The 12412-nt window shown below is 66.6% G+C and carries 12 protein-coding genes; 7 read left to right on the top strand and 5 right to left on the bottom strand.

Annotation, left to right across the window (positions count from 1 at the left end):
- Nucleotides 1–327 precede the first annotated feature (327 nt).
- The 5 genes from AC6LJ2_RS29200 to AC6LJ2_RS29180 form a co-directional block, all read right to left on the bottom strand.
- On the bottom strand, nucleotides 328–1323 hold the full coding sequence (locus tag AC6LJ2_RS29200; protein ID WP_263915797.1) for a Bug family tripartite tricarboxylate transporter substrate binding protein: 996 nt from the start codon (nucleotides 1321–1323) through the stop codon (nucleotides 328–330).
- A gap of 71 nt (nucleotides 1324–1394) precedes the next feature.
- Entirely contained in the window at nucleotides 1395–2447 is a 1053-nt protein-coding gene (locus AC6LJ2_RS29195; RefSeq protein WP_445657747.1) for an NAD(P)H-dependent glycerol-3-phosphate dehydrogenase, read from the bottom strand.
- Nucleotides 2448–2465: 18 nt separating this feature from the next.
- The gene (gene secB, locus AC6LJ2_RS29190) at nucleotides 2466–2999 is read right to left on the bottom strand and encodes a protein-export chaperone SecB (protein ID WP_049076759.1); all 534 of its coding nucleotides are present in this window, start codon (nucleotides 2997–2999) and stop codon (nucleotides 2466–2468) included.
- A 56-nt stretch (nucleotides 3000–3055) separates the two neighbouring features.
- Complete coding sequence (gene grxC, locus AC6LJ2_RS29185; protein ID WP_025138386.1) at nucleotides 3056–3313, bottom strand: glutaredoxin 3; 258 nt, start codon at nucleotides 3311–3313, stop codon at nucleotides 3056–3058.
- A gap of 50 nt (nucleotides 3314–3363) precedes the next feature.
- Complete coding sequence (locus AC6LJ2_RS29180) at nucleotides 3364–3786, bottom strand: rhodanese-like domain-containing protein (protein WP_263915794.1); 423 nt, start codon at nucleotides 3784–3786, stop codon at nucleotides 3364–3366.
- Nucleotides 3787–3948: 162 nt separating this feature from the next.
- On the opposite strand from AC6LJ2_RS29180, the gene gpmA reads away from it, so the two are divergent.
- The 7 genes from gpmA (at nucleotide 3949) to AC6LJ2_RS29145 (ending at nucleotide 12175) form a co-directional block, all read left to right on the top strand.
- Nucleotides 3949–4701 carry a 2,3-diphosphoglycerate-dependent phosphoglycerate mutase gene (gpmA, locus tag AC6LJ2_RS29175; protein WP_199166600.1) on the top strand — a complete coding sequence of 251 codons (753 nt, stop codon included), beginning with the start codon at nucleotides 3949–3951 and terminating at the stop codon, nucleotides 4699–4701.
- Between the two features lie 5 nt (nucleotides 4702–4706).
- A complete protein-coding gene (locus AC6LJ2_RS29170) occupies nucleotides 4707–6311 on the top strand; it encodes a murein hydrolase activator EnvC family protein (protein WP_498152704.1) in 1605 nt (534 codons plus the stop codon).
- A gap of 72 nt (nucleotides 6312–6383) precedes the next feature.
- Entirely contained in the window at nucleotides 6384–7829 is a 1446-nt protein-coding gene (locus tag AC6LJ2_RS29165; RefSeq protein WP_263915793.1) for a S41 family peptidase, read from the top strand.
- Complete coding sequence (locus tag AC6LJ2_RS29160; protein WP_498152703.1) at nucleotides 7826–8581, top strand: HesA/MoeB/ThiF family protein; 756 nt, start codon at nucleotides 7826–7828, stop codon at nucleotides 8579–8581. Before AC6LJ2_RS29165 ends, AC6LJ2_RS29160 begins: the two co-directional genes overlap by 4 nt.
- A gap of 153 nt (nucleotides 8582–8734) precedes the next feature.
- On the top strand, nucleotides 8735–9907 hold the full coding sequence (locus AC6LJ2_RS29155; RefSeq protein ID WP_263915791.1) for a diguanylate cyclase: 1173 nt from the start codon (nucleotides 8735–8737) through the stop codon (nucleotides 9905–9907).
- Nucleotides 9908–10046: 139 nt separating this feature from the next.
- Complete coding sequence (locus tag AC6LJ2_RS29150) at nucleotides 10047–10757, top strand: FCD domain-containing protein (protein ID WP_263915790.1); 711 nt, start codon at nucleotides 10047–10049, stop codon at nucleotides 10755–10757.
- 5 nt (nucleotides 10758–10762) lie between these two features.
- Complete coding sequence (locus AC6LJ2_RS29145) at nucleotides 10763–12175, top strand: FAD-linked oxidase C-terminal domain-containing protein (protein WP_263915789.1); 1413 nt, start codon at nucleotides 10763–10765, stop codon at nucleotides 12173–12175.
- The last annotated feature ends 237 nt before the right edge of the window (nucleotides 12176–12412 follow it).

Raw genomic sequence — 12412 nt, 5'->3', positions numbered from 1 at the left:
GAGCCTTCGCTCCGGACTGCCCCGTCCTCATCGTCGTCCAGGCCTTCGGCCTTCCCTTCCGATTCCGTCGGGCGCATCTACACGCCCCGCCCTCACCCGCCTGCCCCGTCACGCGCTCTTGATGTGCTTTAGTCGCGGCCGCTGGGACGGTCAGTGTGCTTGACGTGCTAGCCAACATCGGAGGGGGTTGGCGGGGTGGGACGGTGCCCGCCTCGTGCCGGCCGCGCGGGCGGCCTTACGAGGCTTACGCGGTGTCTTGCGGGCGCCGATGCCGCTGCGCGCGGTTGGGGGGCGGGTGATTGCGCGCAGGGGCGTCGGTTCTTTGCCTTAGTCCAGCGACAGGTTCAGCTTTTGGATCACCTGGTCCCAGCGGGCCTTTTCGTCCTGGATGCGGACGGTCAGGGCTTCGGGGGTGGAGGGGGCGGGGGTGAAGTATTGCAGGGCCATCTGCTTGCGGACCGTGTCGCTGTTGATGATGCGGGTCAGTTCGCTGTTCAGGCGGTCGATGATGGGCATCGGGGTTTCGGCGGGAGCCAGGATGGCGTTCCAGGAGATGGCTTCGAAGTCGGGGTAGCCCTGGGCGGCCATGGTGGGGATGCCGGGCAGGGTGTCGCTGGGCTGCAGGCTGGTGACGGCCAGGACTTTGACTTTGCCGTCGCGGGTCTGGGGCATGGCGATGGCGGGGACCATGAAGCCGGCCTGGATGTCGCCGCCGATGATGGCGCTGATGACCTGCGGGAAACCGGCGTAGGGGATGTGCGCCATGTCGATGCCGGCGCGTTCCTTGAACATTTCCATGGCCAGGTGGGCCGAGCTGCCGGGGCCGACGGAGCCGTAGTTCAGCGAGCTGCCGTGTTCCTTGACCATCTTGACGAAGTCCTGGACGTTGTTGACGTTCTTCAGGTTGCCGGGTACGGCCAGGACGTTGGGGCTGGTGCCGACCAGGGTGACGGGTGCCAGGTCATTGAGGGGGTCGTAGCCCAGGGTCTTTTTGTAGAGCGTGGGGGCGGTGACCAGGGGGCCGTTGATGGTGTAGAGCAGGGTGTAGCCGTCGGGCTTGGCCTGGGTGACGATGCGCGTGCCGATGTTGCCGCCGGCGCCGGGCTTGTTGTCGATGACGATGGGCTGCCCCAGCGCCTGGGCCAGCGGTTCCGAGATCGTGCGCGCCAGGATGTCGGGCGATGAGCCGGGCGGGAAGGGCACCACCATATGGATGGGGCGCTCGGGCCAGTCCGCGTGGGCGGCGGCGGGCAGGATGGCCGCCAGGCTCAGGCAAAGGCCGCGCAGCAGGGGGCCGACCCGGAATTTGCGGGTTTGCGTCATGAAGGATGTCTCCTGGGGTGTCGTGCGTCGTGTTGTTCTTGGACGGGAAGGGGCCGGGCGGCGTGCGGGATTCAGCCGCCGCCGTCGCTCTGTTCGTCGCGGGCGTTGCGCGCCAGCAGGGCGGACACTGCGGTCATGGGGGCTACGCCGTCGAACAGCACGGCGCAGACGGCTTCGGTGATCGGCAGTTCGACGTTGATGGCGCGGGCGCGATCCAGGGCGGCGCGGGCGCAGCGCACGCCTTCGGCGGTGATGCCGCTGGCGAGGATGTCGGCCAGTTTGCGGCCGGCGCCGATTTCCAGGCCGACGCGGCGATTGCGCGAGAGTTCGCCCGTGGCGGTCAGCACCAGGTCGCCCAGGCCGGTGAGGCCGGCGAAGGTTTCGGCTTGCGCGCCCAGCGCGACGCCGAAGCGGGTCATTTCAGCCAGGCCGCGGGTGATCAGGGCGGCGCGGGCGTTGGTGCCCAGGGCCAGGCCGTCGCCGATGCCGCAGGCGACGGCGATGACGTTCTTGAGGGCGCCGCCGACTTCCACGCCTACAAGGTCGGTGCTGGCGTAGACACGCAGCGCGGCGCCGTGGAAAGCTTGGGTGGTGGCGGCGCGCAGGGCGGCGTTGTCGCTGGCGACGGTCAGGGCCACGGGCAGCCCTTGGGCGACCTCGCGGGCAAAGGACGGGCCGGACAGCGCGCCGCCAATGGCGCCGGGCAGGGCTTCGCGGATGATTTCGTGGGGCAGCCTGGCCGTGTCGGCTTCGAAGCCTTTGCACGTCCAGACGATGGGGGTGTCCTGCAGGCCCAGTTCGGGCAGGCGGCGCGAGAGTTCAGCGCAGGTGGCGGCCAGGCCGGCCACGGGGACGCCCAGCACGATCAAGGGGGTGGCGCCGGCTTGCTGCAGGCTGCGCAGCGTGGCGTCCAGGTCGGAAGAGATCTCGAGCGACTGGGGCAGGGCGATGCCGGGCAGGTAGCGCGCGTTTTCGCGGCGAGCCGCCATGTCGGCGGCTTGCGCGGGGTTGCGTGCCCACAGTACGGTGGGGTGGCGGCGGCTTGCGGCCGCCGCCAGCGCGGTGCCCCAGCTACCCGCGCCCAGGACGGCGACGCGCAGGCTGGGCGGATTGGGCAGGTTCATGGGGTGCCGCGGCGTGCCTTATTGGCGGGTGGCGCTGGCGGGCAGGATGATGCCCGAGTCGCTGCCATTGCCGTTGGCATTGCTTTGCTGCTGTTGCAGTTCGGCCAGGCGTTGTTCGTACAGGGCCTGGAAGTTGACTTCGGTCAGGTGCAGCGGCGGCATCGAGGTGCGGGTGATCGCGTCGGCGATGTTGGCGCGCAGGTACGGGTACAGCATGGTCGGGCAAACGATGCCCAGCAGCGGGTCGAGTTGCTCTTCGGGGATGTTGGCGGCTTCGAAGATGCCGGCCTGGGTGCCTTCGACCAGGTACACGACCTTGTCGTTGACACGGGTGGTGACGGTGACGGTGACCGTGGTTTCGAACACGGTTTCGGCCAGGCGCTGGCCGCCCACGGTGATGCTCACTTCGACCTGGGGCGCTTCTTGCTCCAGGAAGACGTGAGGCGCGTTCGGCATTTCCAGCGAAAGGTCTTTCAGGTAGACGCGTTGCAGATTGAACGAGGGCGCGTCGTTGCCGCCTTCTTGCTGGGTGTTTTGGTCTTGATCAGCCATGAGTGTTTCCGTTGGTGGAGGGGGCAAAAAGGGGCGATGGGCCAGGGCCGGGGCGCTTAGCCGTTGAGCAAGGGGGCAAGGCCGCCCGAGCGGTCCAGGGCCATCAGGTCGTCGCAACCGCCGACGTGGGTATCGCCGATGAAGATCTGCGGCACGGTGCGACGGCCGGTGCGTTCGATCATGAGATCGCGCTGGCCGGGTTCCCGGTCGATCTGGATGATTTCCAGGTCGGTCACGCCGCGCTGCTCGAGCAGCGCCTTGGCGCGGGCGCAATAGGGACAATAGTCCTTGCTGTACATGACAACTTTATTCATAGGCGCTCCAGGCGGATTCTATCGGTAAGGTGGGGGCGCGGCGCGCCGGTTCAACCCTTCTGGGTGACCGGCAGGCTGGCGGCCAGCCAGGCGCGCATGCCGCCTTCCAGCGGCACGACGTCGGCAAAGCCCTGCGCGCGCAGCTTGGTGGCGGCACGGGCCGAATCGCGGCCATTGTCGCAAACCACGACCAGCGGCTTGTTCTTGGGCAGCGAAGCGATCTTTTGTTCCAGGTCGGCGACCGGCAGGCTGCGGGCCTGGGCGATGTGGCCGGCCTGGAATTGTTCGGTGGGGCGCACGTCGACCCAGACGGCCTGGCGCTGGTTGACCATCTGGATGGCTTCCGTGGTGCTCACGGCCGAGCCGGTACGGCCCTTGCGCAGGGCTGGAATGGCCAGCATGACGCCCGAAACGAGGGCTACGGCGACAATGAAGATGTTGTTTTTATCGAGCAAGAATTGCAGAAGGTCCACGGGGCATCCTGAAGTGCGGCGTCTAGCCTGGTAAAGGCGAACCCTGAAGCGCCGCGCCGGGGAAATCGACGGGTGCGCCGGGGCAAAATCAAGGGCAAAATCGCTCAATTATAAAATGAGCGCATTCCCTCACTTTAACCCGCGTTACAAGCGTGCCAAACCATGCATAAACTCGTCCTCATGCGCCACGGCGAAAGCCAGTGGAATCTTGAAAATCGTTTCACCGGCTGGACCGACGTCGACCTGACCGACACGGGCCGCGAACAGGCCCGCAAGGCGGGCGAACTGCTCAAGAAAGAAGGCTATACCTTCGATCTGGCCTATTCCTCGGTGCTCAAGCGCGCCATCCGTACCCTGTGGATCGCCCTGGACGCCATGGACGCCATGTACACCCCCGTGGGGGTGACCTGGCGCCTGAACGAACGCCACTACGGCGCCCTGCAAGGCCTGAACAAGGCCGAGACCGCCGCCAAGTACGGCGACGAGCAGGTGCTGATCTGGCGCCGTGCCTACGCCATCGCGCCCAACCCGTTGTCGCTGGACGACGAACGCCACCCCCGTTTCGACAGCCGTTACGCCAAGATTCCGGCCGACCAGCTGCCGGCCACCGAGTGTCTGAAAGACACCGTGGAACGCGTGCTGCCATTCTGGAACGATTCCATCGCGCCTGCCATCCGTGCCGGCCGCAAGGTCCTGATCGCCGCCCACGGCAACAGCCTGCGCGCGCTGATCAAGCACCTGGACAACGTCTCGGACGACGACATCGTCAACCTGAACATCCCCACCGGGCAACCGCTGGTGTATGAATTGGATGATGACCTGCGCCCGATCCGCCACTATTATCTGGGCGACGCCGCCGAGATCGAGGCGGCCATGGCCGCGGTCGCGGCCCAAGGCAAGGCTAAGAAGGACTGATATCCATGGTGCGCATGGCGGGGTTGTTGTTGGCGGTCATGCTGGCCGGCGGAGCGCTGTCGGCGCACGCCGCGCCCAACGACCTCGCCGGTCGCCAGTCCGAGGCTGAGAAGCAGCAAGCCCAGCTGCGCGACCGCATCGAGAACCTGCAAAAGGATATCGACACGCGCGAGGCGGCCCGCAAGGAAGCCGCCGACGCGCTGAAGCAGTCCGAATCCGCGATTTCCAAGATCAATTTGCGCCTGAAAGAGCTGGCGGACGCCAACCGCCAGGCCACGGCGGACCTGGCCAGCCTGGAAAAACAGATCACCGCGCAACAGACCGTGCTGGCCAAGCGCCGCGTGGAACTGGCCGACCAGTTGCGCACCCAGTACACCAGCGGCCTGTCGCCCTGGACGGCGCTGCTGTCGGGCGACGATCCCCAGGTACTGGGCCGCAACCTCGGCTATCTCGACTATGTGTCGCAGGCCCGTGCCCGCGCCGTCGACGCGCTGCGGGCCGATATCGACCGGCTGGCGGCCTTGCAGGGCCGGGCCGACGCCCGCCGCGCCGAGATCGAAAAGGGCGTGGCCGAGACCTCCGAACAGAAGGCTGCGCTGGTGGGTCAGCAAAAGGCCCGCGCTACCCTGCTGGCACAACTGGAAGGGCAGATTGCCGCCCAGCGTGCCGAAGCCAACAAGTTGGGGCGCGACGACCAGCGCCTGTCGCGCCTGATCACCGATCTGGACGCGGCCATCGCCAAGCAAATCGAAGAGGCCCGCAAAGCCGAAGAAGCGCGGCGCCGTGCCGAAGAGGTGCGTCGTGCAGAGGAAGCCCGCCGCGCCGAAGAGGCTCGCAAGAAGGCCGAAGCCGACCGCCGCGCGGACGAAGCCCGCAAGAAGGCCGAGGCTGACCGCAAGCTGGCTGCCGACAAGGCCGCGGCGGACAATGCCCGCCGCGACCGTACCGCCCGCGAGGCTCGGGAAGCCGCCGAGGCGCGCGAACAGGTCGAAGCCGCGTCGCGGCAGGCGCGCGGCCCGGTCGCCGTGGCCGACCCCGATGCCGCCGGCTTGCGCCCAGCTGAACAGCGTCAGACGCGCCTGACCGGGCCGGCCGAAGCGCCGCCTCCGGTAAAACCCGCGGAACCACCCAAGAAAGCGGAACCTGTTGAAGAAGAAGCCGCTCCAACCCGTAGTGCATCTACCCAGCCGACTCAGCGCGCCGCGCCGCCGGTGGGCGGTGGCAATGGCTTGCGCCATGGCCTGGCCGCGCCGGTGCGGGGGCAGGTGCAGGGTCGTTTCGGGGTCGATCGCCCGGACGGCGGCGTCTGGCGGGGCGTGGTGCTGCGCGCGCCCGAAGGCACGCCCGTCAAGGTGGTGGCCCCCGGCACGGTGGTCTACGCCGAATGGCTGCGGGGTTTCGGCAACCTCATCATTGTGGATCATGGGCAGCAATACCTGACCGTCTATGCTTACAACCAAAGCCTGCTCAAACGGGTGGGCGATTCCGTCGCGGCAGGGGATACTATTGCTACGGTCGGCGCAACCGGCGGCCAAGTGGAATCCGGCCTATACTTTGAAATTCGCCATCGTGGCGCTCCTGTGGATCCGGCCCAGTGGCTGGCGCAGTAAAGCAGTAAAGGGGCTGGTACAGCCAAACCCTCGCCAAACCCTCCTCGGCGAAAACAAATTCGGGAAGTGTGCATGAGCACTCGCAAGTTTCGCGGTTTCGGTCTGATTGCCATCGGTGCGGTGGCAGGTGTCTTGCTCAGCGTGGGCGTGACGGCTGTCGCCCAGCGCGGTAGCCCCCTGCCATTGGACGAACTCAGGCAACTGAGCAACGTTTTCGCCGCGATCAAGAACAACTACGTCGAATCCGTTGACGACAAGACCCTGATCGACAACGCTATTTCCGGCATGGTGTCGAACCTGGATCCGCACTCCGCCTACCTGGACGCCGACGCATTCCGTGAAATGCAGACGGCCACGCAGGGCGAATTCGGCGGGCTGGGGATCGAGGTCGGCGCCGAAGACGGTTTCGTCAAGGTCATCTCGCCCATCGAAGACACGCCTGCCGCGCGCGCGGGCGTCATGGCCGGCGACCTGATCATCAAGATCGACGACACGCCCACCAAGGGCATGTCGCTGAACGACGCCGTCAAGCTCATGCGCGGCGCGCCCAAGTCGCCCATCACGCTGACCATCATGCGTGCCGACCGGCCCCAGCCGATCGTGCTCAAGATCGTTCGCGACATCATCAAGGTGCGCAGCGTGCGCAGCAAGATGCTGGACAACAACGTCGCCTATGTGCGCATCGCCCAGTTCCAGGAAAAGACCGGTGTCGACCTGGCCAAGCAGCTCAAGGACCTCGGCGCCAAGGAAGCCCCCAAGGGCCTGGTGCTCGACCTGCGCAATGACCCGGGCGGCCTCTTGACCAGCGCCATCGGTGTGTCCGGCGCCTTCCTGCCGTCCGATGCCCTGGTGGTCTCCACCGACGGCCGTACGCCGGATGCCCGCCACAAGTACCTGGCGACTCCGTCGGAATACGCCCGCGGCGAAAGCAACTACCTGTCGGGCCTGCCGGCCTGGACCAAGACCGTGCCGATGGTGGTGCTGGTCAACGTGGGTTCGGCCTCGGCCTCGGAAATCGTGGCCGGTGCGCTGCAAGACCACAAGCGCGCCAAGGTGCTGGGCAACCGTACCTTCGGCAAGGGCTCGGTGCAGGTGATCCTGCCGCTGTCGGAAACGACCGCGGTCAAGCTCACCACGTCGCGCTACTTCACGCCCAGCGGCCGTTCGATCCAGGCGACCGGCATCGAACCCGACTACGTCGTGGCCGATACCGCCGACGGCGATCTGTTCCGCCTGCCGCGCGAAGCCGACCTGCAACGCCACCTGTCCAACCCGGGCACGTCCAACGAAGTGAAGTCCAACGCCGACCAGGACAATGTCGACGTTCCGACCAAGGTGTTCGAGTTCGGCGGCAAGGACGACTTCCAATTGCAGCAGGCGCTGAACCTGCTGGCCGGCAAGCCGGTGCAGAAGGGCACCGCCCGCGCGCAGGCCAAGGCTGATGCCAAGCCCGGCACGGCCGGCGCCCAGCGCATGAAGATCACGCCGACCGGAGTCGAGCCCAGCAAGGACAAATGAACGACGAGCAACTGCTGCGCTACGCCCGCCACATCCTGCTCGACGAGCTGGGTATCGAAGGGCAGGAAAAGCTGCTGGCGGCGCGTGTGCTTATCGTAGGGGCGGGCGGACTGGGTTCGCCTGCCGCGCTCTACCTGGCCACGGCAGGCGTCGGCGACATCACGCTGGCTGACGACGACGTCGTCGAACTCAGCAACCTGCAACGCCAGATTCTTCACACCACGACCAGTGTCGGCCGGGCCAAAGCCGAGTCGGGGCGCGATATGCTGGCCGCGTTCAATCCCCAGGCCCGTGTGCATGCCCGCGTCGAACGCCTGCAAGGCCAGGCTTTGTCCGACGCCGTGGCGCAGGCCGACCTGGTGCTGGACTGCACCGACAACTTCACCACGCGCCACGCCATCAACCGCGCCTGCGTGCAGCATCGCAAGCCGCTGGTGTCGGGCGCGGCCATCCGTTTCGACGGCCAGGTCAGCGTCTACGACCTGCGCGACGACCACGCGCCGTGCTATCACTGCCTGTTTCCCGAGGCCGACGACGTCGAAGAAGCCAATTGCGCCACCATGGGTGTGTTCGCGCCGGTGGTGGGCATCATCGGCAGCATGCAGGCCGCCGAGGCCCTGAAGCTGCTGTCCGGGGTGGGCGAGAGCCTGTCCGGGCGCCTGTTGTGGCTGGACGTGCGCACGATGCAGTGGCGCAGCGTGAATGTGCAGCGCGATCCGGAATGTGCCGTCTGCGGTCACCGCGGGCACTGAACAGGGCGGAAGCGGGGCACTCCGTCCCCCTAAAATCCGGAAGGCATTGCCCTTGCGGACAATATTAAAGGTTTGAAATACCTGCTATAACGCCAGCCAGCCTATCGCATAAGGACAGGCAGCTTTGGACGTGACGGTGTGGAAACAGCAGGATTGAGCTTCAGCCTGCCCAAGTGGCGGCTGACCCGTTGGTTGACGCATTCCGGGCAAGATACTCCCGCGGATATCCGCGTCGCCTTGATCGCCAGCCTGTTCGGCACCTTGCCCATCTTTGCCGGCGGCGTCATCAACACCCTGATGATTTCCGGCGTCGTGACCTGGCGGCGCCCCGAGCCGATCTACATTTCGTGGCTGGTGCTGGAAATCGTGCTGGCCCTGGTGCGCGTCACCATTCTGCGGTCGGCCCTGCGCAACGCGGCGCGCGGCGGCAATACCCACACCGACATCTACATCCTGCTGGCCCTGTTGTGGGCGTTCAGCGTGGGCTACGGGGTGTTCATCACCTTCCTGAACCACGACTGGCTGGCGGCCACGCTGGCGGGCGTGTCCTGCGGCGCCATGGCCGGCGGCATCTGCTTTCGCAACTATGGCGCGCCGCGGCTGGTGGCCGCGATGATCTTCCTGAGCCTGGGCCCGATGTGCCTGGGTGCGCTGTTCGCCGGTGAAATCGTCACGGCGATCGTCTTCATCCAGATCCCGTTCTACCTGGTCAGCATGAGCATCGCGTCGCAGCGGTTGCGGCGCATCCTGGTGTCCACCATGCTGGCCGAGCGCGAGAACGAGCGCCGGGCGAGCCTGGATGCGTTGACCGGCCTGGCCAACCGTGCCGGGCTGGAAGCCGCGCTTGAACGCATCTGCACCAGCGCGCGCGAGCATGACAGCGCCGCCGCCCTGTTCTATATGGACATGGACGATTTCAAGATCATCAACGATACCCACGGCCACGCCGCGGGTGACCATGTGTTGAAAACGATCGCCGAACGCATGCGCGCCATGCTGCGGGTGGACGACGTGGCCGCCCGCATCGGCGGCGACGAATTCATCGTGCTGGCCACCGGCATCGACGCCACCGCCGCCCTGCGGCTGGGCAACCATCTGCTGCGCGACGCCACGCAGCCCATCACGCTTGCCGATGGCACGCGCGTCTGCGTCGGGCTGTCCATCGGCATATCCCTCATTTCCGGCGCCAACCGCAAAGCCCAATCGGTGCTGGATTCCGCGGATGCGGCGCTGTATCGCGCCAAGGCCAGGGGCGGCCGCCGCTGCGCCGTGGCGGGCGCACCGGAGCTGGAAGAGGCCGAGGCCGGCGGAGCCGCCGTCGCTTGAGCAAGCGGGCTTGCGCCCGCCCGGGTACGGCGCGATTCCGCTGCCGATGCCGATCAAGCCCGGGGACTGACAAGCCAGGGTCCCGGTTTTCCCAAAGTTATCAGATAACCTGAGAAGTCTGCGCTATACTGGCGGCGCCATGCTGACCAAGACCCTTACCCTGACCGAACAGGTCGCCCGCCAGATTGCCGACGACATTGCCCAGGGCGCCTGCCCCGTGGGCACCAAGCTGCCGCCGGGGCGGGTGCTGGCCGAGCAATACGGCGTCAGCGCCGCGGTCATTCGCGAGGCCACCGAACGCCTGCGGGCCCAGGGCCTGATCCAGAGCCGCCAAGGCTCGGGCAGTGTCGTGGTGTCGCGCACCGGCTCGCAAGGCTTCCTGGTGCCGGCCGACATCGCGGTCAGCCGAGAGCAGTTGGCCAACGTCTACGAATTGCGGATGGAACTGGAAGGGGGGGCTGCGGCCCTGGCGGCCCAGCGGCGCACCCCCGTCGATCTGGATGCCATGGCCCGCGCGCTGGCCGACCTGGAACGCCACCTGGATCATCCCGAGCTCAGCGTGGAGCACGACATCGCGTTCCACCTGGGCATTGCCACGGCAACGCACAACCCGTTCTACCAAGACCTGCTGCAATACCTGAACCTGCAATTGCGCCTGGCCGTCAGCACGGCGCGTTCGAACACTCGCCGCCAGGAAGGCATGACGCACGCGGTGCACCAGGAGCACGTGGCGGTGTTCGACGCGATCCGCGCGGGCGACGCCGACAGCGCTCGCGCGATGGCGGTGCGCCACTTGCGCCAGGCCGCAGGCCGCCTGCAACTGGATTCCCTCTTTCCCGTTTCCCCATAGACATCATGAGCTCAACCGATATTGCACAGCGCCTGGTCCAGGCCCTGGGTCCCGATACCGTCTACACCGCCGACGCCGACATCGCGCCGTGGCTGTCGGATTGGCGAGGCCTGTACAACGGCCACGCGCAAGCGGTGGTGCGTCCGCGCACGACCGCCGAAGTCTCGACCTGCCTGGCGATCTGCAACGAGGCCGGCGTGCCGGTGGTGCCGCGCGGCGGCAATACGGGCCTGTGCGGCGGTGCCACGCCGGACGCCGCGCCGGTGAATGTGGTGCTCAGCCTGGACCGCATGAATGCCGTGCGTTCGATCGACACCGTGGCCAATACGATGGTGGCCGAAGCCGGCTGCATCCTGGGCAACCTGCGCCGCGCAGCGCAGGACGCCAGCCGCCTGCTGCCGCTGAGCCTGGCCGCGGAAGACTCGAGCCAGATCGGCGGCAACGTCGCCACCAATGCCGGCGGCGTGAATGTGGTGCGCTACGGCATGGCGCGCGAGCTGGTGCTGGGCCTGGAAGCGGTGCTGCCCAACGGCGAGATCTTCAACGGCCTGCGCACGCTGCGCAAGGACAACACGGGCTACGACCTGAAGCAGCTGCTGATCGGCTCGGAAGGCACGCTGGGCGTGATTACGGCGGTGGCGCTGCGCCTGTTCCCGCGCACGGACGTGCGTTCGGTGGTGCTGGCGGCAGTCGAGTCGCCGGCCCAGGCGTTGCAACTGTTCGAGATACTGTTCGAGCAATGCGGCGCGCGCCTGCAAGCCTTCGAGTATTTTTCGGGCGACTGCCTGGACCTGGTGCTGACGCACGCAGCGGGCGTACAGGAACCGTTCGATCAACGCTACCCGGCGTACGTGCTGGTGGAGCTGGCGGACACGGCAGACGAGGCCGCGCTGACGGCGTTGCTGGAAAACGTGATCGGCACGGCGCTGGAACGCGGCCTGTGCCTGGACGCGGCGGTATCGGCGTCGCTGGCGCAGCTGCAAGCCCTGTGGAAACTGCGCGAAGAAATCTCGGAAGCCCAACGCGCAGACGGCCCCCACCTGAAGCACGATGTGTCGCTGCCGATCGAAAGCATCCCGGACTTCATGGCATCGGCCGAAACCCGCATCCGCGCGCTCTACCCGGACCTGCGCCCGTTCATCTTCGGCCATTTCGGCGACGGCAACCTGCACTACAACCTGTCCAGGCCGGCGGGTGCAGACCGCAGCTGGGTGGCGGAACATGGGGCGGCGATTACGGATGCGGTGCTGGATGAGGTGAACCGGTATGGGGGGAGCATCAGTGCGGAACACGGGATCGGGCAGTTGAAGCGGGATCACTTCTTGCATAGCAAGGATGCGTTGGAGTTGCGGGTGATGCGGGAGATCAAGCGGGTGTTGGATCCTAAGGGAATCATGAATCCTGGGAAGCTGCTTTAACGCTTGGTCGTGTAGGTTGGTTGTTGCTTCGTAGGGCGTTCGGTACTTCGTAGGTCGTCCCTGGCGGCGGTGTCATGCGGGGCGGGCGCCCACGATTGCGGTCCGGAGCGTTCGCTCCGGACTGCCCCGTCGTCATCGTCGTCCGCCTTCGGCTCCCTTGTATCTTGAGCCCTGGGATGGTTAGCTACCATTCCACGAGAGACAGGTGAGTTTCTGCGGCTCCCTTAGGTGCCTGAC

Source organism: Achromobacter sp. 1014246743 (assembly GCF_059760725.1).
Note: the sequence above shows the minus strand (reverse complement) of the source record. Positions and strands in the feature narration are given on the sequence as shown.